21 protein-coding genes are annotated in these 24,949 nt (G+C 75.2%); 11 read left to right on the forward strand and 10 right to left on the reverse strand.

All coding sequences use genetic code 11. The features are described 5' to 3' along the window. Nucleotides 1-21: 21 nt before the first annotated feature. A complete protein-coding gene (locus tag TNCT1_RS18415) occupies nt 22-405 on the reverse strand; it encodes a BlaI/MecI/CopY family transcriptional regulator (protein ID WP_143633396.1) in 384 nt (127 codons plus the stop codon). Between the two features lie 109 nt (nt 406-514). On the opposite strand from TNCT1_RS18415, the gene TNCT1_RS18420 reads away from it, so the two are divergent. Then, the gene (locus tag TNCT1_RS18420; protein WP_143633398.1) at nt 515-2,023 is read left to right on the forward strand and encodes a hypothetical protein; all 1,509 of its coding nucleotides are present in this window, start codon (nt 515-517) and stop codon (nt 2,021-2,023) included. Between the two features lie 139 nt (nt 2,024-2,162). Then, nucleotides 2,163-2,651: a DUF5709 domain-containing protein gene (locus tag TNCT1_RS18425; RefSeq protein ID WP_143633400.1), complete on the forward strand. Its 489-nt coding sequence runs from the start codon at nt 2,163-2,165 to the stop codon at nt 2,649-2,651. A 225-nt stretch (nt 2,652-2,876) separates the two neighbouring features. Here the strand turns inward: TNCT1_RS18425 and TNCT1_RS18430 are convergent, their stop codons facing one another. Beyond that, the gene (locus TNCT1_RS18430; RefSeq protein ID WP_143633402.1) at nt 2,877-3,083 is read right to left on the reverse strand and encodes a hypothetical protein; all 207 of its coding nucleotides are present in this window, start codon (nt 3,081-3,083) and stop codon (nt 2,877-2,879) included. Between the two features lie 217 nt (nt 3,084-3,300). Between TNCT1_RS18430 and TNCT1_RS18435 the strand changes: the two genes are divergently transcribed. Both TNCT1_RS18435 and TNCT1_RS18440 read left to right on the forward strand, forming a co-directional pair. Continuing rightward, complete coding sequence (locus TNCT1_RS18435; protein WP_143633404.1) at nt 3,301-5,142, forward strand: glycoside hydrolase family 15 protein; 1,842 nt, start codon at nt 3,301-3,303, stop codon at nt 5,140-5,142. 125 nt (nt 5,143-5,267) lie between these two features. Further along, nucleotides 5,268-5,504 (forward strand): hypothetical protein, encoded by a 237-nt coding sequence (locus tag TNCT1_RS18440; RefSeq protein ID WP_143633406.1) that lies wholly within the window; start codon nt 5,268-5,270, stop codon nt 5,502-5,504. A 115-nt stretch (nt 5,505-5,619) separates the two neighbouring features. On the opposite strand, the gene TNCT1_RS18445 is transcribed toward TNCT1_RS18440, so the two are convergent. The 5 genes from TNCT1_RS18445 to TNCT1_RS36825 all read right to left on the reverse strand — a co-directional run bounded on the left by TNCT1_RS18445 (nt 5,620) and on the right by TNCT1_RS36825 (nt 13,713). Continuing rightward, nucleotides 5,620-8,241 carry a SpoIIE family protein phosphatase gene (locus tag TNCT1_RS18445; RefSeq protein ID WP_143633408.1) on the reverse strand — a complete coding sequence of 874 codons (2,622 nt, stop codon included), beginning with the start codon at nt 8,239-8,241 and terminating at the stop codon, nt 5,620-5,622. A 304-nt stretch (nt 8,242-8,545) separates the two neighbouring features. Beyond that, nucleotides 8,546-8,869 carry a DUF1232 domain-containing protein gene (locus TNCT1_RS18450; protein WP_143633410.1) on the reverse strand — a complete coding sequence of 108 codons (324 nt, stop codon included), beginning with the start codon at nt 8,867-8,869 and terminating at the stop codon, nt 8,546-8,548. 111 nt (nt 8,870-8,980) lie between these two features. Beyond that, nucleotides 8,981-10,186, reverse strand: a complete 1,206-nt coding sequence (locus TNCT1_RS18455) for a hypothetical protein (protein ID WP_143633412.1) — start codon at nt 10,184-10,186, stop codon at nt 8,981-8,983. Nucleotides 10,187-10,567: 381 nt separating this feature from the next. Further along, a complete protein-coding gene (locus TNCT1_RS18460; RefSeq protein ID WP_143633414.1) occupies nt 10,568-11,932 on the reverse strand; it encodes an FAD-dependent oxidoreductase in 1,365 nt (454 codons plus the stop codon). Between the two features lie 188 nt (nt 11,933-12,120). Next, entirely contained in the window at nt 12,121-13,713 is a 1,593-nt protein-coding gene (locus TNCT1_RS36825; protein ID WP_308789285.1) for a C40 family peptidase, read from the reverse strand. A gap of 463 nt (nt 13,714-14,176) precedes the next feature. Between TNCT1_RS36825 and TNCT1_RS18470 the strand changes: the two genes are divergently transcribed. Further along, the gene (locus TNCT1_RS18470; protein WP_143633972.1) at nt 14,177-16,225 is read left to right on the forward strand and encodes a DUF1996 domain-containing protein; all 2,049 of its coding nucleotides are present in this window, start codon (nt 14,177-14,179) and stop codon (nt 16,223-16,225) included. A gap of 132 nt (nt 16,226-16,357) precedes the next feature. Then, nucleotides 16,358-16,990 (forward strand): GNAT family N-acetyltransferase, encoded by a 633-nt coding sequence (locus TNCT1_RS18475; RefSeq protein WP_143633416.1) that lies wholly within the window; start codon nt 16,358-16,360, stop codon nt 16,988-16,990. 25 nt (nt 16,991-17,015) lie between these two features. On the opposite strand, the gene TNCT1_RS18480 is transcribed toward TNCT1_RS18475, so the two are convergent. Further along, nucleotides 17,016-17,735 carry a lipoprotein gene (locus tag TNCT1_RS18480; protein WP_235902710.1) on the reverse strand — a complete coding sequence of 240 codons (720 nt, stop codon included), beginning with the start codon at nt 17,733-17,735 and terminating at the stop codon, nt 17,016-17,018. Between the two features lie 185 nt (nt 17,736-17,920). Here TNCT1_RS18480 and TNCT1_RS18485 point away from each other — a divergent pair, with 185 nt between their 5' ends. Next, complete coding sequence (locus TNCT1_RS18485; RefSeq protein WP_143633418.1) at nt 17,921-19,246, forward strand: lipase family protein; 1,326 nt, start codon at nt 17,921-17,923, stop codon at nt 19,244-19,246. 15 nt (nt 19,247-19,261) lie between these two features. Here the strand turns inward: TNCT1_RS18485 and TNCT1_RS18490 are convergent, their stop codons facing one another. After that, nucleotides 19,262-19,903 carry a class I SAM-dependent methyltransferase gene (locus TNCT1_RS18490; protein ID WP_143633420.1) on the reverse strand — a complete coding sequence of 214 codons (642 nt, stop codon included), beginning with the start codon at nt 19,901-19,903 and terminating at the stop codon, nt 19,262-19,264. A 121-nt stretch (nt 19,904-20,024) separates the two neighbouring features. On the opposite strand from TNCT1_RS18490, the gene TNCT1_RS18495 reads away from it, so the two are divergent. The 4 genes from TNCT1_RS18495 to TNCT1_RS18510 all read left to right on the forward strand — a co-directional run bounded on the left by TNCT1_RS18495 (nt 20,025) and on the right by TNCT1_RS18510 (nt 23,590). Continuing rightward, a complete protein-coding gene (locus tag TNCT1_RS18495) occupies nt 20,025-20,483 on the forward strand; it encodes a flavodoxin family protein (protein ID WP_143633422.1) in 459 nt (152 codons plus the stop codon). A gap of 275 nt (nt 20,484-20,758) precedes the next feature. Then, the gene (locus tag TNCT1_RS18500) at nt 20,759-22,918 is read left to right on the forward strand and encodes an acetoacetate decarboxylase family protein (RefSeq protein ID WP_160160406.1); all 2,160 of its coding nucleotides are present in this window, start codon (nt 20,759-20,761) and stop codon (nt 22,916-22,918) included. A gap of 34 nt (nt 22,919-22,952) precedes the next feature. Then, nucleotides 22,953-23,294, forward strand: coding sequence for a hypothetical protein (locus TNCT1_RS18505; RefSeq protein ID WP_143633426.1), 342 nt, complete (start codon nt 22,953-22,955; stop codon nt 23,292-23,294). After that, nucleotides 23,291-23,590, forward strand: coding sequence for an acylphosphatase (locus TNCT1_RS18510; protein WP_143633428.1), 300 nt, complete (start codon nt 23,291-23,293; stop codon nt 23,588-23,590). Before TNCT1_RS18505 ends, TNCT1_RS18510 begins: the two co-directional genes overlap by 4 nt. 185 nt (nt 23,591-23,775) lie before the next feature. Here TNCT1_RS18510 and TNCT1_RS18515 read toward each other — a convergent pair whose 3' ends face one another. Then, on the reverse strand, nt 23,776-24,924 hold the full coding sequence (locus tag TNCT1_RS18515) for an MFS transporter (protein ID WP_235902711.1): 1,149 nt from the start codon (nt 24,922-24,924) through the stop codon (nt 23,776-23,778). Nucleotides 24,925-24,949 lie beyond the last annotated feature (25 nt).

Genomic DNA, 24,949 nt, shown 5'->3' on the forward strand with positions numbered 1-24,949 from the left:
CGGGGTCCGTCCCGCCGGACCTCAGGCGCCGTTCGCGGTGAGCAGTTCGCGCAGCGTCCGCTCCTGCTCGGCGCTCAGGCCGGTCACGAACTGCCGGAGCGCGCCGATCGGGTCCGGTCCCCGGTCCAGCGCCTCGCGCATCGCCTCGGCGGTGGCCTGGGCCGCGTCCTTCGCCGGGCGGTAGCCGCCCCGCCGGCCGTCGGTGTCCCGCAGCACCAGTCCTTTGTCGTACAGGCGTTTGAGGATGGTGTGCACGGTGTTGTAGGCGAGCGCCCCGTCGACCTCGGTCTGCACCTCCGCCGGGGTCAGCGGCCGGTCGGCGGCCCACAGCGCGGCCAGCACCTCGCTCTCCAGCTCCCCGGCGCCGCGCCGCTGCGCCCGGTCGCGGGGCCCTCTGCCAGCCATGGCCCAACCTTACAGCGCGTAGGGCCGTCGGCCGGACGGTCCCGCCCGCCGGGCACGGCGGGATGGTTCGCGCTACTTTGGCCGTGTTTTGGCCGAGGGAGAGGTGACCATGGCCGGCATCGCACAGGCGACACGCGAGGCGGCCCGGCGGGCGCGCACACGCCGCGAATCCGCCGGCGCGCGCCGGGCCCGCCGCGCCGGGCGCACCCGCCCGGCCCGGTCGCTCGCCGCCGTCGCGGCGGCCTTCACCCTGGCCCAACTGCTGCTGGTGCGCCCCGGCATGGGCCTCGGCTGGGACGAGACGGTGTACGTCAGCCAGGTCAGCGCGCACGCCCCCGCCGCCTTCTTCAGCGCACCCCGCGCCCGCGGGATCTCCCTGCTCGTCGCCCCCGTGGCGGCCTGGTCCTCGTCCACGGCCCTGCTGCGGATCTATCTCGCCCTGCTGTCCGGCCTCGCCCTGTACCTGGCCCTGCGGGCCTGGCGCGGGCTGTTCCCGGACCGTGTCCTCGCCCTGGCCGGCGCCCTGTTCGCGTCCCTGTGGGTAACCCTGTTCTACGGTCCGCAGGCCATGCCCAACTACTGGGTGGCCGTCGGCGCCCTGGCCGCCGTCGCCTGCGCCCTGCGGGCCCGCGCGGACCGCCGGGACCGGGCCGCGCTGTGGGGCCTGGCCGCGAGCGGCGCGCTGATGGCCTGGATGCGCCCCATGGACGCGGTCTGGGCCGCCCTGCCGCTGCTCGCGCTCGGCCTGTCGCGCCGCCACTGGCGGCTTCTGGCGGTCCTCCTGGCCGGACTCGCCGCCGGGGCCCTGGAATGGGTGGTCGAGGCGTACGCCGGCTACGGCGGGCTCGCGCGGCGCCTGGCCGACGGCTCGGCGATCCAGGGCGGGTTGGGCCTGCACATGGCGGTCGTCGACCAGTTCCGCAGCCTCGGCGGGCGGGCCCTGTGCCGGCCCTGCACCGGCCCGCCGCCGCACCCGCTGGTCACCGCCTGGTGGTTCGCGCTGCCCGTGGCCGCCGGGGCCGGTCTGGCGATCGCGGTCCGGGCCCGGCGGACCGCGCCCACCCTGCTGCCGCTGGCCTGCGGGGTGACGGCGGCCTTCCCCTACCTGTTCATGATCGGCTACGCCGCGCCCCGCTTCCTGCTCCCTGCCTACGCCCTGCTCGCCATCCCCGTCGCCGAGGCCCTGCTCCACCCGCTGGCCATGCGGCCGGGAACCCGGCGCACGGCGGCCGCGACCCTGGTCGCGCTCTGTCTCGCCGCCCATTTCGCCGTCCAGCTCGCCGTCCTGACGGCCGTCGTCGGGCGTACCACCGCCGCGCACCGGGACTGGTCCCGCACCGCCGCCGCCCTGCACCGGGTCGGCGTCCGCCCGCCCTGTCTGCTCACCGGCCCCGAGGCCATCCCGGTCGCGTTCTACGCCGGCTGCTCCTCGGCGGCGACGTCGGGCCACAACGCCAACAGCACGGACGCGACGATCACCCGCACCGCCCGCCGCACCCCCGTCGCCGCGCTGGTGCCCACGGGCTCGCGCCCACCCGGGTACGCCCGCACCTGGCCCTTCGTCCCGCTCACAGGGGTGCGCCTCTACTACGCCGTACCGGGGCCGCCCGGCGCCTGAGCCGGACGGCCGGATGGGCGGGGCGGCAGCGCGCGCGCCGGGGGAAGGCCGGCCGGTGACGAGATCGACGAGCGAGATTAGGCAGCGGACCTGCGGGAACGCGGACCGGGACCGAGCGCGTGCCGAGACGGAGGCGACGATGAGCGATCAGCAGGCCGGCCAGAGCCCGATGGCGGACGACGCCTACCAGCCCACCGGGAGCAACGAGGAACAGGAGGACGCCGGCCCCCTCGACCTGCAGGACGCGCTGGACGAGCGCGGCTACGACGACATCCTCGACGAGGGCTACTCCCCGCCCGAGCGGCCCCTCGGCGTCACCAAGCACGGCACCACCGCCGCCGAGCAGCACGAGGGTGAGACGCTCGACGAGCGGCTCCGCCAGGAGGTGCCGGACGTGCAGCCGCCGGCGGGCGACGAGACCGGGGACCTCCCCGGCGGCGAGGGCGAGCCCGTCGACCCGGAGGCGGGCGACGCCAGGGCGGGCCGGCTGGTCGCCCCCGACGAGGGAGCCCACACCGACACCACGAAGGAGGAGGTCGCCTCCGACGTCGGGATCGACGGGGGAGCGGCCGGCGCCGAGGAGGCGGCCATGCACATCACCGAGGAGCCGGAGGGTGAGGCGCCCTAGGGGCGCCTCACCGTTGGACCGCCGGACCGGAGCCGGCCGTGGGCAGCGCGCCGCAGCGCGGGTCCACGGCCGGCTCCGGTCGTTCGGCGGCGCGGGTTCCCGGCCGGCTCCGGTCCTGTTCGGCGGCGCAGGCACGACTCGGCGCCGGGCGGGCGCGCCCTGCGACGACGCGCGCCCGCCCGGCTCCTCCCCGTTGGTCTCCTCGGTGCTTCCCGGAACGCCCTGTCAGGGCAGGAGCTTCTCGATGGCCGACGGACCCTCGGTCTCCAGCTTGCGGCGCGCCCAGTCGAGGGTCGCCGGGGTGACGTCCCTGCCCGTCGCCATCACCAGGTCCTCCGGGGTCAGATCCTGCGAAGGAGCGGAGTGGAGCAGGGCGTCCGGGGTGCAGTGGTCGTCGGACGACCGGGACCCCTCGGGTGTGGATGTCGACATGATGCCTCCTCCTCGGTCCGGATGACCGCATCCGTGCCGGTGCCGCCGAACGGGGCACCCTCTCACCATTCACCCCGGCGGCGGACCCTGCATCCGGAAGGGGCCGCGGGACGGGGTGAGGACCGCCTGCCCAGCCCACGCCGGAGCACTCGCCCGTAAGCTGGGAATCCACCCATACCGGGGAAAACAGCAGTGTCCCGCACCGGGGAGGCCCACGATGGCCGAGATGCGCTTCCCGCAGGAGTCGTCCCGAAGCCCCCGCTACCTGCCGATCGCCGAGCACGGTCTCATCGGGGACCTGCGCAGCGTCGCACTGGTCGGCACCAACGGCACGATCGACTGGTACTGCTCGCCGTCCTTCGACTCGCCCAGCGTCTTCGCGGCGATCCTGGACGCCGAGCGGGGCGGCTGCTTCGAGCTGGCCGCCGCCGTGCCCGCCCGGACCAAGCAGTTCTACTTCCCCGACACCAATGTGCTGATCACCCGCTTCTTCACCGAGGACGGCGTCGGCGAGGTGCAGGACTTCATGCCGGTCACCGGCGACGGACTCTCCGCCGACTCCGACCGGCACCGGCTGATCCGGCGCGTGGTGTGCGTGCGCGGCACCGTCCCCTTCCGGACCAGGGTCGCGCCGCGCTTCAACTACGGCGCCGACCCGCACACCGTGCGCAGGCTGGACGGACTCGTCGTCTTCGAGTCACCCGAGCGGGCCCTGGCCCTCACCTCCACCGTCGTCCTCGAGAGCGACGCACAGGACGCGTGGGCCGACTTCAAGCTCGGCGAGGGCGAGACCGCGGTGTTCGCCCTCGACCAGGCCGGCGCGGAGGTGCCGCCGCGCGGCTGCCCCCACATGGAGGCCGAGCACCAGTTCAACGCCACCGTCACCTACTGGCGGCACTGGCTGCACCAGTCCCGCTACCGGGGCCGCTGGCGCGAGATGGTGCACCGCTCCGCGCTCACCCTCAAGCTCCTCACCTACGCGCCCACCGGCGCCATCGTCGCCGCGCCCACCACCAGCCTGCCCGAGCAGCTGGGCGGCGAGCGCAACTGGGACTACCGCTACGTGTGGGTGCGCGACGCCGCCTTCGCCGTCTACGCGCTGCTGCGGCTCGGGTTCACCGGCGAGGCCGAGGCGTTCATGCGGTTCCTGACCACGCACATCAGCCCCGGCTGCGGCGACCACTCAGGACCACTGCAGATCATGTACGGCATCGACGGCCGCACCGACCTGCCCGAACGCGAACTCACCCATCTGGAAGGGCATCTGGGCTCCGCCCCGGTCCGGGTCGGCAACGCCGCCGCCGACCAGCTCCAGCTCGACATCTACGGCGCCCTGATCGACTCCATCTACCTCTACGACAAGTGGGCCCAGCCCATCTCCAGCGGCCAGTGGGACGACGTCTGCCACCTCGTGGACTGGGTGTGCGACAACTGGGACCAGCCCGACGAGGGCGTGTGGGAGACCCGGGGCGGCCGCCGCAACTACCTGTACTCGCGGCTGATGTGCTGGGTGGCCGTGGAGCGGGCCATCCGCCTGGCCAACCGGCGCGGACTCCCCGCCGACCTGCCCCGCTGGCGCCGGTCCCGCGACACCGTCTACCGGTGGATCATGGACCGCGGCTGGTCCGAGCGGCGCGGCGCCTTCGTCCAGCACGACGAGAGCGACGTGCTCGACGCGGCCGTGCTCATGATGCCGCTCGCCAAGTTCATCGCCCCCACCGACCCCAAGTGGCTGTCCACCCTGGACGCGCTCACCGAGGACCTGGTCTCCGACTCCCTCGTCTACCGCTACGACCCGCAGGCCAGCCCCGACGGGCTGCGCGGCGACGAGGGCACCTTCTCGATCTGCTCGTTCTGGTACGTCGAGGCCATGGTCCGGGCCGGGCGGCTCGACGAGGCCCGGCTGGCCTTCGAGAAGATGCTGACCTACGCCAACCACCTGGGCCTGTACGCCGAGGAGATCGGCCGCACCGGAGAACAGCAGGGCAACTTCCCGCAGGCCTTCACCCATCTGTCGCTGATCAGCGCCGCCTTCAACCTCGACCGCGCCCTCGGCTGACCCGGCGCAGGCCGCCCGCGCCGCCCGCGCCGCCCGCGCCGGCGCCGTGTGCCCGCGGGCCGCACGGGTACCCGGGGTCTGCCCCGAGGGCACCACACAGGGTCCGCAGAGGGAGGAGACCCCGTATGACCAGCACCAGTGAGACCGGCGACGTCACCGGAACCCGCGACAAGGACTACAACCTCATCTGGTACGTCGAGGCGTGCCTGAAGAACGCGCTGCGCCTGGAGCAGTACATCCAGGACGCCGAGCGCGAGAAGGACGACGAGGTCGTGGAGCTGTTCCGCAAGGCCCAGTCGGACAGCCGCAAGGGCGCCGAGATGGGCAAGCAGCTGCTGCGCTCCCGGCTCGGCGGCGGCTGACCGGGCCCACGCCGGACGTACCGCGAGCCCCCGCGGGCGGGGCGCATCCGCCCCCCGCAGGGGCTTGTCGCGTCCCCGGCGGTGGACCGGCCCACGCGCCCCCGGGCCGGTGCGGTCAGGGCAGCGGCTGCTCCGCCCAGATGATCTTCCCGTTGGGCGTGTACCTCGTACCCCAGCGGTCGGCGAGCTGCGCCACCAGGAACAGGCCCCGGCCGCCCTCGTCGGTGCTCGCCGCGTACCGCAGGTGCGGCGAGGTGGTGCTGCCGTCGGAGACCTCGCAGATCAGCGTCCGCTCGCGCAGCAGCCGCACCCCGATCGGACCGCGCCCGTACCGGATGGCGTTGGTCACCAGTTCGCTGAGGATCAGCTCCGTGGTGAACGACAGCTCCGTCAGCCCCCAGTCGTCGAGCTGCCGGACCACCGAGGCCCGCACCTCGGCCACGGCCGCCGGGTCGGACGGCACCTGCCACTCGGCGACCCGGTCGGCGCCCAGGACCCGGGTGCGGGCCACGATCAGCGCCACGTCGTCGCTGGGCCGGGCCGGGAGGCGGTCCAGGACGGTCCGGCAGGTCTCCTCGGGCGAGGCGCCCGGCGTCCGGCGCAGCGCGTCGCGCAGCAGCTCCAGGCCGACGTCGATGTCCCGGTCGCGGTCCTCCACCAGACCGTCGGTGTAGAGCACCAGACTGCTGCCCTCCGGCAGTTCGAGGTCGACCGTCTCGAACGGCATCCCGCCCAGGCCCAGCGGCGGACCCGCGGGCACCTCGGGGAACTCCACCTCGCCGTCCGGGCGCACCAGCACGGGCGGCGGGTGCCCCGCCCGGGCGATGGTGCAGCGCCGGGACACCGGGTCGTACACCGCGTACAGACAGGTCGCGCCGGTGACCGCGGCCCCGTCGGCCGGGGTCTCGTCCTGGTCGATGCGGCCCACCAGCTCGTCCAGCAGGCCGAGCAGTTCGTCCGGCGGCAGATCCAGCGCGGAGAAGTTGTGCACCGCCGTGCGCAGCCGGCCCATCGTCGCCGCCGCGTGCAGCCCGTGCCCCACCACGTCGCCCACCACCAGCGCCACCCGGGCGCCGGACAGCGGCAGCACGTCGAACCAGTCGCCGCCCACCCCGGACTGGGCCGGCAGGTAGCGGTAGGCGATCTCCAGGGCGCCCTGGTCGGGCAGCGAACGCGGCAGCAGGCTGCGCTGGAGGGCCACCGCCATGCTGTGCTCCCGCGTGTAGCGGCGCGCGTTGTCGATGGACACGGCCGCCCGCGCCACCAGCTCCTCGGCGAGAGCCAGTTCCTCGGCGTCGAACGGCTGCGGCTTCTCCGAGCGCCAGAAGTTGGCGAGGCCCAGGACCAGGCTGCCCGCCCGCAGCGGCACGGTGATCAGCGAGTGGATCCCGTACGCCATGATCTGCCGGGTGCGCTCAAGGTCCTGCGCGTGCCAGCCGGGCGCCTCGCGCAGCACCGGCTCCACGACGGCCTGCCCGGTCGTCAGGCTCCGGGCCTGCGGCGACGTCGACACGAACCGGATGCGCTCGCCCATCGGGTACAGCGGGGCGTCCTTGCGGACGCCGCTGAACGCCGCCCGGCGCAGCGCGGTGCCCGGTTTCGGCTCCTCGCCCTTCAGCACCGCGTCGAACAGGTCCACGGTGACGAAGTCCGCGAACCGGGGCACGGCCAGCTCCGCCAGTTCCTCCGCCGTACGGGCCACGTCCAGACTCGTGCCGATGCCCACCCCGGCGTCGTACAGCATGTTCAGCCGCTCGCGCGCCACCTCCGCGCGGCCGGACAGCGCGCGCAGTTCCGTGGAGTCGCGCAGCGTGGTGACACTGCCCGGCGGCCCGCCGCGCAGGTCGGTGGGCCGCTGGTTGATGGCCAGCAGCCGGTCCTTGACCAGATGCACCTCGTCGGTCGCGACCCGCCCGGAGGCCAGCAGCCCGGCCGTCTCGTCGTCGAGCCCCAGCTCCAGCACGTGCCGCTGCTCGGCGTCCTCGGGCAGGTCCAGCAGCCGCTGCGCCTCGTCGTTGGCGAGCAGCAGCCGGCCGCCGCCGCCGACGATCAGGACGCCCTCCCGCACCGAGTGCAGCACCGCGTCGTGGTGTTCGTACATGCGGGTCATCTCGGACGGGCCGAGGCCGTGCGTCTGGCGCAGCAGCCGTCTGCTGACCAGGGCCGTGCCCGCGGTGGCCAGCGCCATCGCGGCCGCGGCCGCCGCGAGCAGCAGCGGGAGCTGCTGGTCGGCGGTACCGCCCACGTGCGCGGTGGTGATGCCGGACGCCACCAGGCCCACCACCTTGCCAGCCTGGTCCCTGACCGGCACCACCACCTGCACCAGCGGGCCGATGGTGCCGTTGACCTCCTCGACGACCGTGCCGCCGGCCACGGCCGGCGCGATCGTCCCGACGAACTGCTGGCCGATCCGGCTGGTGTTGGGATGGGTGTACCGGGTGCCGTCGGTCGACATCACGACGACGAAGTCCACGCCGGTTGCCTTGCGGGTGGCCTCGGTGCGCGGCTGCAGGACGGCCGTCGGGTCCGGGGCGCGCAGCGCGGCCGCCGTGCCGGGCGCGTTGGCGAACGACTGGGCGACGGCGAGCGAGCGGTTGCGCGCCTCCTGGTCGCTGTCGTGCCGCACCTGGAGCACCTGGGCCACCACCGCCGACACGACGAGCAGCAGCACGATCACCACTTGCAGCAGGAACACCTGTCCGGCGACGCTGCGCCCGGTCACCGCCGACCGCAGCATCCCGGGCGGCGCGCCGTTCGTGCCGGATGTCCGCTGCCTCGGCGCGCGCGGATGCCCAAAGGAACGGGGCGGCCGAGTCTCGGACCGGCCGGGCAGTCGGACCATGAGCCCATGTCTACACTGCGCGGCCCCCGGAGGCGAGGGCGTCGGCGGAGCCGGCTCCCGCGGGGGCCGCCCGGCGGTCCCCGTTCACCGCCACCGGGCCGCCGTCGGGCCGCCGCCGGGCAGCGCGCGGCGGCGCGGCGCCGTCGGGGCGGGCGGCCGCGTGGCGTGCGGCGGCCGTGGATGATGCGCGGGTCCGAGTTCAGGACTTGCGGGTCTTCGGCGGCAGGGCGCCGCCGGCCTCCAGCCCGGTCCCGCCCGGCAGGACGCGACCGGCCCGCAGGCTGCGCAGGGCGAGCAGCAGGACGGCGATGTCGTCCAGGTAGACCGGGTCCGGCAGCAGATCGGTGGGCAGCACCAGGTACGCGATGGCGCCCCAGAACACCCAGCGCGGTCCGGTGGGCAGCCCGGCGCGCCTGAGGTCGCGCCGGGCGCGGACCAGGCGCACCAGCAGGACGACGGCGACGGCGAGCAGCGCCGCCGCGACCACGGCGCCGATCACCAGCCAGGTCGCGGTGGAATCCATGCGGCCTCCAGACCCTCGTGACGGACGGGGCGGGCCGGTACGGACCCGTTCACTTCCCCTTCCCCTCCCTCTGCCCGCTCCCGGCCGCCGTACCGCCCCGCGGTGGGCGCGCTACCCCGGCTCCACCGCGCCGGCGCCGTCCGTGCCGGGCGCTCCGGGTGCTCCCGGAGCCTCCGGCGAGCCGTCCGGTACCGGTGCCGGACGCGGTCCCTTGGCGGTGAGGCGCAGCCGTTCGAAGGTCCGCGTGAGCTGCTGCAGCGCTGCGGGCGCCTTGGCGCCGGACCGCTGCTGCTGGGGCAGGGGGGCGGGCGCGGGAGCGTCGCGGAGGGCGGCCAGCGCCTGGTGCGCCTGCTCGGCGGCCTCCCGGTACAGGTCCCGGGACTTCGTCATGGCCTCCAGCGCGTCCGCGTACATGGCGACCAGCTCCCGCTGCCGGTCCAGCTCCTCCTGGAGGGTCGTCAGCGTCCAGTTCTCGCGCAGGTCCGTGAGCGCCTCCCCGGCGCCGCGCGGCAGCGGCCGGGGGAGGGCCACGAAGTGACGCAGCGCCGCCACCAGCCCGGCCGGCTCCGCCCCGTCCAGGAAGACGGTGCGCACGCTGTGCTCCCGGCCGTCGTAGTCCGCGGGGGCCGGGTCCGGGGGCAGCAGCACGGCGCCGCCGCGCGGCACCTCGACACCGAGGTCCTTCAGCGCCCAGTTGACGGCACGGAACTGCTGCGGCGCCGCCCGGTGCTCCATCACGCGGTGCCGCAGTCCCGGCGGCAGCAGCCGTGCGAGGGGCAGCCGGCCCTGCTCGTCGGGCGTCATCGCCTCGTGCACGACCACGTGGACGCACCAGGACTCACGGGCCGCGTCCTTCAGCCGCCGCCGCGTCTCCTTGTCGTCCTCGGGCAGTGCGTTGACCTGGCGGAAGCGCAGGCCGGCGATGGTCGGGTGGTGGTCCCAGGCGCCCTCGGCGCCCTCCGCCGGCCCGGCCTCGGGCCAGAACAGGGTCGCGGGCGAGGGCCAGGCGTCGTCCCAGGGGCGTTCCGCCTCGGCGACGAGCGTCCACTCCTGCCCCTCGGGGCGGCCGGCCCGGGGTACGAGGGTGAGCCGGGCGCGCACGGTCACCGTGCCCCCGGCCCGCCAGCGGGCCTCGAAGATCCGTTCGGGGGAGTCGTCGGGCGCGGGCGGCTCGGCGAAGTCGTCGATGTCCCCGCTCTCCTTGTGCCGTCCGAGGGTGCGGCGGACGACGTCCTCGGCGGCGGGGCCGGGGTGGCGGCCGCGGGCCGCCCAGAGGGTCTGCGGGATGGTGGCGCGGTCGGTGGCGGAGTTCGACATGGGCCAATCTGCTGATGGGGGCCGGTGCGCTACCCAGTATCACCGTCGGCGGCCGGAAACCGACGCCGGGGCCCCGGGCGGCGCGCCGCGCCACCGGTGACAGAGGCGCGGAGCGTGGCACGAGCGGGCTCGCGGTGGCGGAACGGTGCGCCCGGCGCGCGGTCGGGAGACTCGGCGCACGATGGGGCGCGCGTCTTGCGCAGTGCACGCCGTGCGGCGCGGGGCGGCACCGACGACGAGCGCCGGCGAACGTGATGTACGCCCGCACCAGGCCGGAACGCCGGCGCGGTGACGCCCGCGGTCCGCACCGCTCGCCCGCGGTGGTCCGGCGGAGGGGGCCCGCCCGTCATCCGCGCGGGGCGGGGCCCCTCCGCCGGGGAGTCACGCGCCGCTCTCCCGCAGCATGTCCTCGCGCTCGACCAGCTTCACCCGCTCGCGGCCCTGCGGCTCGCCCAGCGCCCGCTCGGCGGCGTCCAGCTTGTACCAGCCCTCCCAGGTGGTGAAGCGGACCGCGCGCTCGGCGAGGAAGGCGTCCACGGCCTCGGGCGCGGGCGAGGCAGGGGTCTGCAGACGGCCGTTCGCGTAGTCGTCCAGCAGGTTGGCCACGGTCTCGTTGGCGTCGCCCTTGGTGTGGCCGATGAGGCCGATGGGGCCGCGCCGGATCCAGCCGGTGACGTACGTCGACTGCAGGTGGCCGCCGCTCTCCTCGACGACCCGGCCGCCCTCGTCCGGGACGGTGCCGGTCTCCAGGTCCCAGGGGAGCTTGGGCAGCTTGTCGGAGAGGTAGCCTACCGCCCGGTAGACGGCGGTGACGTCCCAGTCCTTGAACTCGCCGGTGCCCTTGACGTTCCCGGTGCCGTCGAGGGCGGTCCGCTCGGTGCGCAGGCCGACGACCCTGCCGTCCTCGCCGAGGATCTCCGCCGGCGACTCGAAGAAGTGCAGGAACAGCTTGTGCGGCCGGTCGCCGACGTCGCGGATCGCCCAGTTCTCCAGGGTCTTGGCGACCATGTCGGCCTGCTTGTTGCCGCGGCGGGTCTCGATGGAGCCCGCGTCGTAGTCGATGTCCTCGGGGTCGACGATGACCTCGATGTTGGGCGAGTGGTCCAGCTCGCGCAGCTCCATCGGGCTGAACTTCGCCTGCGCCGGGCCGCGGCGGCCGAAGACGTGGATCTCCTTGGCCCGGTTCGCCTTCAGGCCGTCGTACACGTTCGGCGGGATCTCGGTCGGCAGCAGTTCGTCGGCCGTCTTGGCGAGGACGCGGGCGACGTCGAGCGCCACGTTGCCGACGCCGAGCACCGCGACCTTCTCGGCCTCCAGCGGCCAGGTGCGCGGCACGTCCGGGTGGCCGTCGTACCAGGAGACGAAGTCGGCGGCGCCGTGGGAGCCGTCCAGTTCGATGCCGGGTATGGACAGCTCGCGGTCGGCCGTGGCGCCGGTCGAGAAGATCACCGCGTCGTAGAACGCCCGCAGGTCGTCCAGGCTGATGTCGGTGGGGTAGTCGACGTTGCCGAAGAGGCGGATCTGCGGCTTGTCGAGGACCTGGTGCAGGGCGGTGATGATGCCCTTGATGCGCGGGTGGTCGGGCGCCACGCCGTAGCGGATCAGGCCGAACGGGGCGGGCATCCGCTCGAAGAGGTCGATGGAGACGCCGGGCTCGGCGGCCACCTCGGACTTGAGCAGGGCGTCGGCGGCGTAGATCCCGGCCGGGCCGGCTCCGACGATGGCTACCCGCAGGGGGCGCGGCATGATCAGTTCCCTTCGAGCGTGAACATTCGAGCCTGAACAGGAGACTCGCTCGATCGGGAAGCCTAAGCTAAGGCAGCCCTAAGTTAGTACGCGGGTCCGGTCTATGACCTCATAAGTCCATCTTATGAGAAGGCAAGGAGCCGCTTATGTGCCGGCCCTGGGCCGGGCCGGCGCGGCGGTGCCGGGGGTCAGACCGGCCGGATCACCCGGTGGATCGCGGACTCCCCGGCGCCGTAGACGGACTCCTCGCGGATGGTCGATCCCGGGCCCGGCGCGTGGATCATCATGCCGTCGCCGACGTGCAGGCCCACGTGCCGGTCGTCGTCGAAGAAGAGGACGAGGTCTCCCGGTTCCAGCGCGGCGAGGGTGACCGGGGTGCCGGCCAGCGCCTGCTCGTGGGCGGCGCGCGGCAGCGCGACCCCGGCGGCCTGCCACGCGGCCCGGGTGAGGCTGGAGCAGTCGTAGGAGCCCGGCCCGGTGGCGCCCCAGACGCAGGGCTTGCCGATCTGTGCCCGGGCGAACGCGATGGCCCTGGCGGCGCGGGAGGTGTCGGTGGCGGACCGGGCGTGGGTGCCGGTGGCCGGGGACGGGGGGAGCGGGTCGGTGGAGGTCGCCGGGGTCGGGGGGAGCGAGCCGGCGAAGGTGACCGGGGGAAGCGGGTCGGCGGTGGTCACCGTGGGTGAGGGGAGTGGGCCGGTGGAGGTCGCCGTGGCGAAGGCGCCGGTGGTGGAGGGCAGTGGAAAGGCGCCGGTGGTGGAGGGCAGCGGGAGGGAGCCGCTGGTGGCAGCCGGTATGAAGGTGTCGGCGGCGGCCGGCGGAGTGTACGTGTCGGTGAGGGCGTCACCGGTGATGGGCCGCGCGAAAGAGCCCGTGTCCGTCGAAGGCGCCGGGGCGGCGACGGAGGCGGGCGCGCTCGGTGCCGTCCACCAGGGCTGCTGCCACTGCTCGGCCGGCGCAGCGAACTCCGTTGTCGCCGCCGGGGGTTGAAGGGCGTGCCGGGCCAGCAGGTCGCGGGCCGCGGCCAGTTTGCGGCGGTGGTCCGTCTTGGACTCGGCGGGGGAGGGGTGCCTGGGCGCGGCGCCGGGCAGTTCCCTCGGCATGCGCGCCGGGGTGGTCGGCGGCACGGGAAGTGCGGCGACGGGCAGTACCGCCGTTCCCGCCGGGCCGGGGCCGCTCGCCTCCATGACGGCGGGGGCGCCCTGCTCCGCCGTACCCCACTCGACCGGCCGAGGCGGAAGCGGTACGGGCAACTCGGCCGGGGCCGACGGCAGTTCGGAGGCGAGGGGGGCCGGACGCTCGGCGGCGTCCGTGGGCGGAAGCGCCGGCCGGGTGCCGACCGGGCCGGACGGTCCCGCTTCCAGGGCGGCCCGGGGGCGGCCGTACGGCGCCGTCGAGGGCCCGCTCGTCAGCTCTGCCACCGCACGGCCGGCGGAGCCCGGCGCCAGCTCGGGCAGCGCGACGCTCAGGGCGTCCCGTTCACCGGCGTCCGCACGGTCCCACGAGCGGGCCGGGACGGCAGGGGGCGCGGGCAGCCGGTCAGCGGGGAGCGCGGCCGGGACCGTCGGGCCGACACTGGCGCGCGCCATGTCGAACCACTGCCGGGCCACCGCGTCGACCCCCGGCTCCGGACGCCGCCCGGAGCCCTTGGCGAGCGCGACCCCCCGGTTCCTGGCGGCCGCGGACATCGCCCGGGTCGCGTTGTAGTTACCGGTCGCGTTCTCCGCGTGTTCGTAGAGGGAGTCGATCCGCCGCCGAACCTCGTCGCGGCCCTCCGGCACCATGGAAGACGTGCTCCTTCCTCGCCCCGCGGGGCGGTCGGGCCGGTCCCGGGGTCGGTCGAGCCCCGGCCCCGGACGCCACGGCGGATTCGCTGGGGGCAGCCGGGCGGCCTGGCGGTCAACCTAGCCAACTTGTGTGCTCGGTGTGAAGGTTGCAGGGCGGAATGCCCGATACATATGTGTGATGTTCGCGGCGCCGTTCGAGTGGGAAGACTGTTCCGTTCTCCTGCGTGGCCCTGCCACCCGTCTCGCGCTGCCGTACGCTGCCGCCGCCGGTGTGACCGCGGTTTCCTGTGAGATCCCGGTGAATTCCCGTTGCGGTTGAACGCCGCGGTCCCGCCCTGCGTATGGGACGCGGGAACGCCATGCCCGACCGACCGCTCCACACAAGGGGACCACCTTGGCAAGCAGCAGGCGCAGACGCCCGACCGGCGCACGACGCGCGACCTTCGCAGCGGTCGCCCTGATGCTGGGCGGAGGCGGCCTCGCCGCCGTGAACGTCTACGCCTCGGCCACGGAGGGCGGTTGGGGCGGCGGGCCGGACCAGGCCGCCACCGGACAGGTCAGGTCCGCGGGCGTGACCACGATCGACTGCCCGGACGTGGGGAGCCGGCTGACGTCGGTCCCGGACGACGCCCGTGCCGACGTGGACCGCGAACTCGCCGCGCTCGACCAGCAGACGGCCGCCGCCTACCGGCAACTCCAGGCGTCGGCCGGGCAGATCAGCCAGGACCCGGGCGCGGCCGACGGACCGATCATGAACCCGCTGAAGGAGAAGCGGGCGGCGGCGATCGAGCGTATCGCCGCCGCCGTGGACCGGACCGGGGACCGGCCGGAGGGCCTGGAGTCCCTGGCCGCCTGCACCCTGCGCCCGGGCCAGGACGGCGCGGGCGCCGGAGCGGGCGACGCCGGCCAGACCACCGCCGCACCGGCGACCGGCGGCCGACAGGACGGCGGCCAGGGGCAGAACGGCGCCGGGCAGGCGGGCGCGGGACAGGGCGGCAACGGGCCCGTGGTCTCGGACTACGCTGACATCACCGCCGTACAGCCCAACGCCCCCGCCCCGCCGCAGCGGGACGGCGCCTCGCGCGGCACCTTCACCACCGAGTGCGGCGTCAACGCGAACGGCCTGTTCAACTCCGACAACGTCATCGTGGCCCCCGGAGTCTCCAACGGCGCCCACCACTTCCACGACTACGTCGGCAACCAGTCCAACACCGCCTTCGCCAGCGACGACGACCTGGCCAAGGCCGACACGAGCTGCGTCGACAAGGGCGACAGATCGACGTACTACTGGCCGGTGGTGCGCCTGCAGAACGGTAAGCAGGAGCGGGACGCCGGTGCGCCCGGCGGCGGCACGGAAGGCAACGCGGGCCAGATCGTCACCCCCAAGGACGTCACGCTGACCTTCGTCGGCAGCCCGCAGGGCAAGGTCACCGCCATGCCGCGCCTGCTGCGCATCATCACCGGCGACGCCAAGGCCTTCGTCAACGGCCCCGCCAACGCCAACGCCTCCTGGAGCTGCACCGGTTTCGAGGACCGGCAGCTCAAGGACAAGTACCCGCTGTGCCCGGCCGGCAGCGACGTGGTGCGCACCTTCCGCTTCCAGAGCTGCTGGGACGGCCGCAACATCGACAGCGCCAACCACCGTACGCACGTGGCGTTCGCGACGCCGGACGGCGCGTGCCCCGCGGGCTTCCAGGCGATTCCGCAGCTCGTCCAGCGCATCGTCTACGACGTCAAGGCGCCGAGCCTGAACGACGGCGGGCGGACGGTGCCGCTGTTCGCCGTGGACTCCTTCCCGGAGCAGCTGCACAAGCCGGTCACCGACCACGGCGACTTCATCAACGTCTTCGACGAGGGCCTGATGCGCGAGATGGTCGACTGCATCAACTCCGGCCGCACCTGCGGTCCGGGCGGCGACTCCGGCGCCACCGCGGCCCCCAGCCGGAGCCCCGGGGCCGGTGCGACGGACGAACCGGGCGGCGGCGCCTCGGCCGAGCCCAGCACGAGTGCCACGGCTTCGGCCGAGCCCGGCCCGGGTGATACGGCCACGGCCGAGCCGTCCTCCTCCGCCCCGGCCGAGGAGCCCAGGACCGACGCGACGACCGCACCGGCGAACACCACGAAGCACGGCAAGCCGGCCGAGGACGGCAGGCGGACCGAACACGCCGACGGCGACAGGCGGACCGAGGCAGGCGGCGGCGACGCGAACTCCGGTGGCACTCCGGCCACTTCGTCCGGTTCGGGCGGCGCCGGCAAGACCGGGCGGGCCACCGGGACCTCAGCCGCGCCGGCGGCCGACGGCGGCGGCCAGCCCACGGCCGCCCAGCCCACGGCCGCCCAGCCCACGGCCGTCCAGCCCGAGGCGCCGGTCGCCCAGCCGGAACCGCAGGCAGCCGGCCGGGGCGGACTCGCCGAGACCGGGGCCGACCTGTGGCCCGCCGGCATCGGCGTCCTGCTGGCGCTCGCCGGTCTGTTCATGCTGCTCAGGGCCAAGCGCCTGACCCACTGACGACCCGGCCGGCCCCGACGCCGACCCTGGTGCGCGAACGGCGGCCCTCCCCTCACGGGGTGGCCGCCGTTCCGTCGCCCTGGCCGGACGTACCCCTTGTGGGAGCGCTCCCAGGGGCGGGAGCATGTCTCCATGCCGACCAACGCCCCGAGCCCGTTCGTCCGCCCCTACCGCCCGGCCGACCGCGACGCGGTCGCCGACGTCTGCGTCCGCACCGCGCACAACGGCGGTGACTCCCGGGCGATCCATCCCGACCCGCGCCTGATGCCGACGATCTTCGCCGAGCCTTATTGCCACTTCGACCCGGACCTCGCCTTCGTGCTGGACGACGGTGCGGGCCGGGCCGTGGGCTACGTGGTCGGCACGGCGGACACCGAACGCTTCGTGAAGGACTGCCGGCAGGTGTGGATCCCCCTGGTGGCCGAGCGTTACCCGGCCCCGGTGGCGCCACCGCGCACGCCCAGCGAGGAGATGATCGGCCTGCTGCACCACCCCGAGCGCATGCTCCTCCCCGAACTCGTCGCCTACCCGGCCCACTTGCACATCGACCTGCTTCCGCCCTGGCAGCGGCGCGGACACGGGCGCCGGTTGATGGGCGCGCTGCTCGACGCCCTGCACCGGCAGGGCGTTCCCGCCGTCCACCTCGGCATGGTCACCGCCAACACGGCCGCCCGCGCCTTCTACGACCGCCTCGGCTTCCATGTGATCCCGGTCCGCGACCCGGGCCCGCTCACCTATCTGGGCCGGGCCACGGCGGACGCCTGAACCGGACGCCCGCCGGAGCGGTGCGTCAGCGGACGCGCAGGGTCCGCTTGGCGAGTTCCCAGGCTGGCCGCATCTCCTCGTGCTCCTCGGTGTCCATCCCGCCGAGGTGCAGCACGACCGGCCCGTCCGGAGTGCTCACCGCGAGGGCGGTCTCCTTCTTCGTCTCGTCGAGGAGCTTGCTCGTGTACAGGTACTCGACCTCGACGCCGGGCACGCCGGAGGTCGTCCGGAAGGAGTGGTACTTCGCCTCGCCGGCGTTGTCCTCGGCCGCCACGAACTCCCGCAGCACGGTGCGCGCGTCCGTGTCGCCGGGCTTGCCGGTCCATACGCGCAGGTAGCCGATGTTGCCGGCCGGCTTGGCGTCGATCTCGCAGGCGGCGGTGACCGGTCCCTGCCGCAGGAGGGCGTCGGCGAGGTCGCCCGTCAGGCCGCCGTCCGCGCCCTTCGACGCCTTCGACAGCTCCGCCCCGGCGTCGACGCCCTTGGCCTTCCAGTGCTCGGCGACGTCGAAGCTGACGGGCAGTTCGCAGGCCGAGCCGGCCGCGCCGACCGTGCCTCCGCCGGCCGCCGTCGCGGCACTCGCCGCCGACTTCGCCGGCCGGCCCGGCTCGCCCCCGTCCTGCGCCGTGGACGACTCGGTGCATCCGCTCAGCACCGCCGCCAGGAGCGCCGAGCCGGCCGCCAGACCCACTGCCCCGCCGCGCATGATCCCCACCTTGACCTGCACCGTCCCCTCCCCGGTCATCCGGCCGGACACTGTAGCGCAGGGGTCGAGGGCAGGGCGGGGAGCGGCGTCGCACCGCCGTTGCTGACGCGGCGTCTCATTACCCAACCGTGACCTCCCGTGGGCTACCGCCGGTAACTTACTCGACAGTAAGGTCCGTGCCACCCACCTCGGTACCCCCTGCCCCACCACTCGGGAGGTCCGCCATGCCCGCACGCACCCGTCTTCCGGTGCTCGCCCTCGCCGTCGCCGCCTGTCTGGGCGCACAGGCCACCGCGGCGCTGCCCGCCGCCGCCTCGGACACCGTCGTGTCCCGGGGCGTCACCATCCCCGCCTTCTACGACCCGCCCGCCACCCTGCCCGCCGCGGACGGCGCCCTCGTGCGCAGCGAGCACCTTCCGCTCGCGCTGAGCCTGCCCGGCCTCGACGGCCCGCTGCCCGGCCGCGCCACCCGGCTGATGTACAAGTCGACCGACTCGACCGGGAGTCCGGTCGCCGTGACCGGCGCCTACATCGAACCGGCCGCCGTCTGGAAGCACGGCGGAGCGCGCCCCCTGGTCGCCGTCGCGCCCGGCACCATGGGGCAGGGCGACCAGTGCGCCGCCTCACTCGGCCTGGAACACCCGCTGAGCGTCAACGCCCGGACGCTGTCGGTCGGTTACGAGGACCTGGCGATCTACCGCCTGCTCGCCAGGGGCGTCGCCGTCGTCGTCACCGACTACGCCGGCCTGGGCGCCACCGACCGGCTGCACACCTACGTCAACCGCCTCGACGGCGGGCACGCCGTGCTGGACGCCGTGCGCGCAGCCCGGAACCTGCCGGGCACGTCCGTGACGGCCGCCTCGCCCGTCGGACTGTACGGCTACAGCCAGGGCGGCGGCGCCACGGCCTCCGCCGCCGAACTCCAGCCGGCCTACGCCCCCGACGTCACCCTGGCCGGCACCTACTCGGGCGCCCCGCCCGCCGATCTGACCGCCGTCACCAGGGCGATCGACGGCAGCGACCTGGCCGGCGCCCTCGCCTGGGCCGTCAACGGCTTCCTGCAGGCCGACCCCGCCCTGCGGCCGATCGCCGACAAGCATCTCGACGCGGCGGGCAAGGCGGCGCTCCGAGACCTGTCGACCATGTGCGTCGGAGACGCCATCCTCTCCTACAACTCGGCGCACAGCACCGCCTGGACGACGGACGGCTCCTCCCTCAGCGACGTCATCGCGGCCGAGCCCGCGCTGCGGGACTTCCTCGACCGGCAGCGCATCGGCCGGGCGAAGCCGGCCGGGCCGGTCCGGGTGGCGACCGGGGTCAACGACGACCTGGTCCCGCACGCGCAGGCCCGCGCCCTCGCCGTCGACTGGTGCCGCAAGGGCGCCGACGTCACCTACGCGCCGGTCGTGGCGCCCCCGTTGGGCCGCTCCCTGCTCAACCACTTCGCACCGCTGATCGCCGACCAGGGCGACGCCATCGACTGGCTGACCGACCGCCTGGCCGGCAAGCCCGCCGGTTCCACCTGCTGGTCGCTGCCCGTCCGGCCCTGACCACGGCCGGCGCGCTCAGCCGGACGCGCGCCGGCAGTGCAGGAACAGGTGCGGCTCGGGCACGGCGCCGGGATGGGCCGGGGCGAACTCTGCGTGCTCCGCCGCCAGGACCGTCAGACCCGCCCCGGTCACCAGCGCGGTGAAGTCCCCGGCCGCGAAGCTGGTCACCCGTACCGGCTGCCCCATGAACAGCCCCTCGGCGCCCTCCAGGTCGAGGGGCACGGTGGCCAGCACCGCGTACCCGCCCGGCCGCAGCGCCCGGGCCAGCCGCGCCACCACGGCCGACTGCTCGGCGCGGGTCATCTGCAGCAGCGAGAAGTAGACGCACACCGCGTCGAACGAAGCCTCGTCGAGGGGCAGTTCACGGATGTCGCCGAGACGGAAGACGGCCTCGGGCACCTGCCGGGAGGCGAGGTCGACCATCACCGGGGAGACGTCGACGCCGAGCACCTCGTGCCCGGCGTCGACGAGGGCCCGCGCGGTCGGCCGCCCCGTGCCGCTGCCCACGTCCAGCACCCTGCTGCCCGGCTCCAGGCGGTCCAGCAGCCGGCGCAGGGAGTCGCGGTGCGCCTCGGAGGCGGCGAACGCGTTCTCGTAGTCGAGGCCGAGCGTGTCGAACAGCACGGCGGCCGGCGCCCGGTGGTCGTCCTCGGTCAAGACGGCTCCTCTGTCGTCACGTGCGGGTGCCGGGCATCGTCGCACCCCCGGTCCGCGTCCCACAACGCCGCGCGCCGGGCGCGGTTTGCGGGTCCGGCACCGGCAGGGCAGGGTTCGGGGCGTGCCCACCTTGCTGATCGTGCATCACACCCCCTCGCCCAACTGCCAGGAACTGTTCGAGGCCGTCGTCTCCGGCGCGACCACACCGGAGATCGAGGGCGTCCGCGTCGTGCGGCGGGCGGCGCTGTCCGCCACCGCCACCGACGTCCTGGAGGCCGACGGCTACCTCCTCGGCACCCCGGCGAACCTCGGCTACATGTCCGGCGCCCTCAAGCACTTCTTCGACCAGATCTACTACCCGTGCCTGGACGAGACCCGGGGACGGCCCTTCGGCTACTGGGTCCACGGCGGCAACGACGTCACGGGCGCCGTCCGCGCCGTCGAGACCGTCACCACCGGCCTCGGCTGGCGCCGTGCCGTCGATGCGGTGACCGTCACCGGCGCACCCGGCAGGCCCGACGTCCAGGCCTGCTGGGAACTGGGCGCCACGGTCGCGGCCGGGCTCATGGACGAGGCCTGACGGCGGCACCGCACCGGGGACCGCCGTCCCGCCCGCCCCTCGGGACCTGTTCGTCCGCCCGGCGCCGGCCCTCCGGGCGGACGACACGCCCTCCGGGCGGACGGTGGGCCGTCCGGGTGGCCTGCCGGCCGGCCCGTATCCCGTGTTCCGCCCGGTCGGGCGGGCGCGGGCCGGCGGGTGGAGGTGCGGGCGTGGTGTCCCTCGCCCACGATGGGACCGCGGCCGGCCTTCGGGTCCGGCCGCGTACGCACGTCGTCGACCCCAGGGAGCGTCGGATGCGAGCGGACGGCCATGCCCCCGGACGGCCAGCGCCGGACGGCCAGGACCCCGGGGAACTGCTGCGCCGGTGCGCCGAGGACGTACGGGACGTCGCCGAGGGCATCGGCGCGGTGGCCGCGCGCACCGGCGCGGCCCTGCTCGACCCGCGGCTCACCGGCTCCCCGCACCGCCGCCGCGGGACCGCCCTCGCCGCCCGCTGGGCGCTCCTGCGCGCCCTGACCGGCGGGCAGGGCCTCGGCCGTCCGGCGGCCGGGCCGCCGCGCGGCCCGGCACGGCTGCCCGGCCGTGCCGGACTGCCCGCCTGGGTGGCGGTCACCGCGCTGCGGCTGAGGGTCGCCGCCGTGCTGGCCGGGCACCCCGAGTTCGCCCGCGACCCGGGCACCCGGCGGCTGACGGACGCCCTCGCGGCCGGCGGCGACCCGGCGGCCGTACGGTCCCTGCGCGCCCTGTTCCGCGACCCGGGAGCACAGCGCGCCCTGGCCGGCCTCACCCCCCTGATGGCCGAACTCTTAGCCGTCAGGCGGCTTCTGGCAGGCGAGGCCGGGCCCGGCGACGGACCCGGCTGGGCGCTCGTCCCCGGCCCGCCGGACGGAGCGCCGCCCGCCGCCCCCGTGCCGCCCGTCCACGCCCGGGACAGGGGCGAGGCCGCGGCCGAGGCCGTCGACCTCACCGAACAGGAACGGCAGACCATCGCCGCCGAAGGGTCCTTCCTCGGCTTTCTGCGCAACATCCACGTGCTGTCCGGCGACGGACGGATCCTGGTGCAGAACGTGCGCGGCCCCGACGGCGTCGTCCGCTACGTCGTCCAGGCCCCCGGCACCCCGCCCGGACGGCCCCGCGACGACGGCCCGCGCGACTTCGCCGACGCCTGGCACGACCTGTTCGCCACCGACTCGCCCCACACGCGCTCGATCCGGCTCGCCCTCGAGGAGTACGGCATCCCGCGCGGCGCCGAGCTCGCCCTGATCGGGCACGGCGAGGGCGGCACCGCGCTGCTCAACCTCGCCCGGGACCCGGAATTCTGCCGCGCCCACCGGGTCACCCACGTCATCACCGTCGGCTCCCCGGACGCCGGGCTCCCCGCCGCCGACCCGGGCACCTGGATCGCCGCCATCACCGACCAGCACGACATGGCGCACGCCTCCGACGGCCGGCCCGGCGGCACCGGGACCGGCCCGGACCCCAACCGGTACGCACTCGACTACGCCGGACCCGCCGGCCCGTTCCCGCTGCGCCACACGGTCCGCGACTACATCGAGCACCTGCGGGCCGTCGTCCCCCAGGCCCGCGAGACCGTCGACGACGCGCTCACGCCCTACCGGGGACCCGTCGTGCGCACCCGGGCCTACCGGCTCAGGAACCGCGCCCACCCGCCCGAGGGGCACCCCTTCCTCACCCTGCCGACCGCCTCCGTCGCCACCACGGCCGGACCGGTGGACGTACCGGTGCGCTACTACGACTCCTCCGCCGCCCACCTGTGCTACCTCGTCGACGCCGGGGCGGCGCAGGCCCTGCTGCCCGCCGGCGGCCGGACCGTGCCAGGCCGGGCACGGTCCGGCCGGGCACCCGGCCGGGCGCTGGCGGTGCTGTCGCTGTACGAGCACCGCTGCTCGACCATCGGGCCCTACACCGAGGTCGCCCTGACGGTGCCGGTGGCCGACCTGTGGCGGCCGCGCCGGTACGATCTCGCCGCCGACCTGCTGCGCCGTGCCGACCTGCGCCGTACCGGCCGGCACGTCCTCTCCCTCGCCGTCAGCAGCGAGGAGGCCCGTGCCGTCGCCCGGGAGGTCTGGGGCCAGCCCGCCACCCTCGGCTCGGCCGTGGCCGACCTGATGGGGCGTCACCTCGGGTTCGCCACCATGGAGACCGGCCTCGTGGTGACCGGCCGTCTCGGTCCCGGCGTCCGCTGCCCGCAGCCGGACTGGGCGCTGTACGGCCGGCGCGACGGCTCCACGGTGCGCACCCTCGTCCGCGCCCACGGCGCACCGCGCCTGCACGCCGGCGCCCGGGTGCGGCTGCGCCTGGACACGGCGGCGGCCGAACCCATGGCCGGACAGCTGCGCCGGCTCGGCCTCGACCGGGCCCGGCCGCTCCTCGTGCTGCACCAACCGCGGTTCACGGCCCACCGCAGCGCCGGCGCCGTGCTGCCGCGCTGAACCGAACGCACCCGCAAGGGAGTTGGGAGCCGTCGTGGTCACCGAGTTGCTGCCCCGCACGATGCCCTCGCCTGCCGAGATCCTCGACCGGGCGGTCGCGTTGCGCACCGACGCAGACCTGCTGGACGGCTACGCCCGGCGGCTGCTCACCACCGCCCGGGCGCTGACCGGCACCGCGGCGCCCGAGTCGAGCCGCCGCGCCCTGGAACGCCAGGCGGCCGCCTGCCGTGTCGCGGCGCGCAGGCTGCGCACCGCCGCCGACGCGCTGCTCGCCCACCGGCGGACCACCGCGGGCAAACGGGGCAGCCCGCCGGCTGGCGCCGGCCGCTACGAGCCGTGGGCGGTGCCGGGCGAGGACAGAGGTGCGCGGGGATGACGGTACGGCGGCATGTGCGCGTCAGCGGCCGCGTCCAAGGGGTCTTCTACCGCGACACCTGCCGACGGCTCGCCGAGGAGCGCGGTGTGGCCGGGTGGGTGCGCAACCTGTACGACGGTGACGTGGAGGCCGTGTTCGAGGGGCGCCCCGACGACGTCGCCCACCTCGTGCGGTGGGCGGAGCATGGCCCGCCGGCGGCCACGGTGACGCGCTGCACGGACGTCACCGAGACCCCCGAGAGCCTGTCCGGCTTCCGCGTACTGCCCGACGCGGCGCCCGGCGACGACCCCGGCTAGGCAGCCGCCACGCGGGCGCCCCGTGCCCGTGTCCGGCTCCCGTCGAGCGCGCCGGCGTCGCCTCCCCCGGCTGCCCGCCCGGTCGGTGAACGGGTCGGCCCGAACGCACCGCGAACCGGAGCGCGGGTACGGCGACGGCCGGCCGCGACCGGCACTCCGACGGGGGTTCACATCGTGGTCCCACGTCACCGGGTGGTCGCCGGCGGGGACGCCCGGGCGGTACGGCGGTCCGTCAGGACGGGCGCGAGGGCGCCGAGCATGACGACGCCGGTCAGGGCGAAGGCCCAGGGGTAGCCGGTGCCGGCCGCGAGCCAGCCGAACGCGACCGCTCCGGCTCCCATGCCCGCGTCGTAGGCGCAGTTCCACAGTGCGCTGACGGTGCCGTATCCGGCGGCGGGAACGCGCGCGTACATCAATGTCAGCGTGGCGTTCTGCGCGATCCCGAAACCGGTCCCGAACAGGACGACGGCGGCGATGACGGCGGCCGGGCTGCCCGTCAGCGCCATCAGCAGCGTGCCGGCGGCCGACAGCAGCAGACCGGGGAGCAGCAGGGCGGCGGGGCCGCGCCGGTCCGCATGACGTCCGGCGATCCAGCGTGCCAGGGTGGCCGCCGCCGGCTGGACGAACAGGGCCACGGCGACGCAGCCCCTGGCCGGCCCGGACGCGGCGAGCGGCAGGAAGGTGACCACGATGCCGGCGGCGACTGCCGTGACCGTGAAAACCGCGGCGGGGCGCAGCAGTTCGGGTCTGCGCAGTCCCTCGGTCATGGCGACGGGGCGCCCGGATGTACGAAGACGTTCCGGCAGGCCGGGGACGGCCGGGAGGGCGGCGAGCGCGGCCACCGCCGCGGCGCCGAAGACCGCGCCGGGACCCGCGTGCGCGGCGAGCCACACGCCCAGCGGCAGAGCCACCAGCGACGGAACGCCCCCGACGACACCGACCAACGCCAGCCCCTCACCGCGCCGTTCGGCCGGAATGAGCGACGCCGTCAACGCACCGCCCGCGACCACGGTGAACGCGAAACCCAAGCCGCGCAGCACGCAGACCGCGACGACGCACCACAGGTCCCTGGAGAACACCAGCGCCGGCGCCGGCGCGCCCAGCAGCCCCAGGCCGAAAGCCAGGACGACGCGGTAGCCGTAGCGATTGACCAGGGCGGGAGTGGCGAACTCGCCCACCACCGTGGCCAGCATCAACGTGCCGGTGGCCAACCCGGCCCGCCCGCCGCCCCCGCCGCCGCTCGCCGCGTAGCCGGGAACGACCGACAGCAGCAGGTAGAAGCTGGTCGAGGCGCCCAGGATCGAGACGAAACGCAGCAGCAGAGGTCGAGTCACCAGGGGTGGGCGCCCCGCGGGACCA

The organism is Streptomyces sp. 1-11 (assembly GCF_007176755.1).
In the GTDB taxonomy this organism is placed as follows: domain Bacteria; phylum Actinomycetota; class Actinomycetes; order Streptomycetales; family Streptomycetaceae; genus Streptomyces.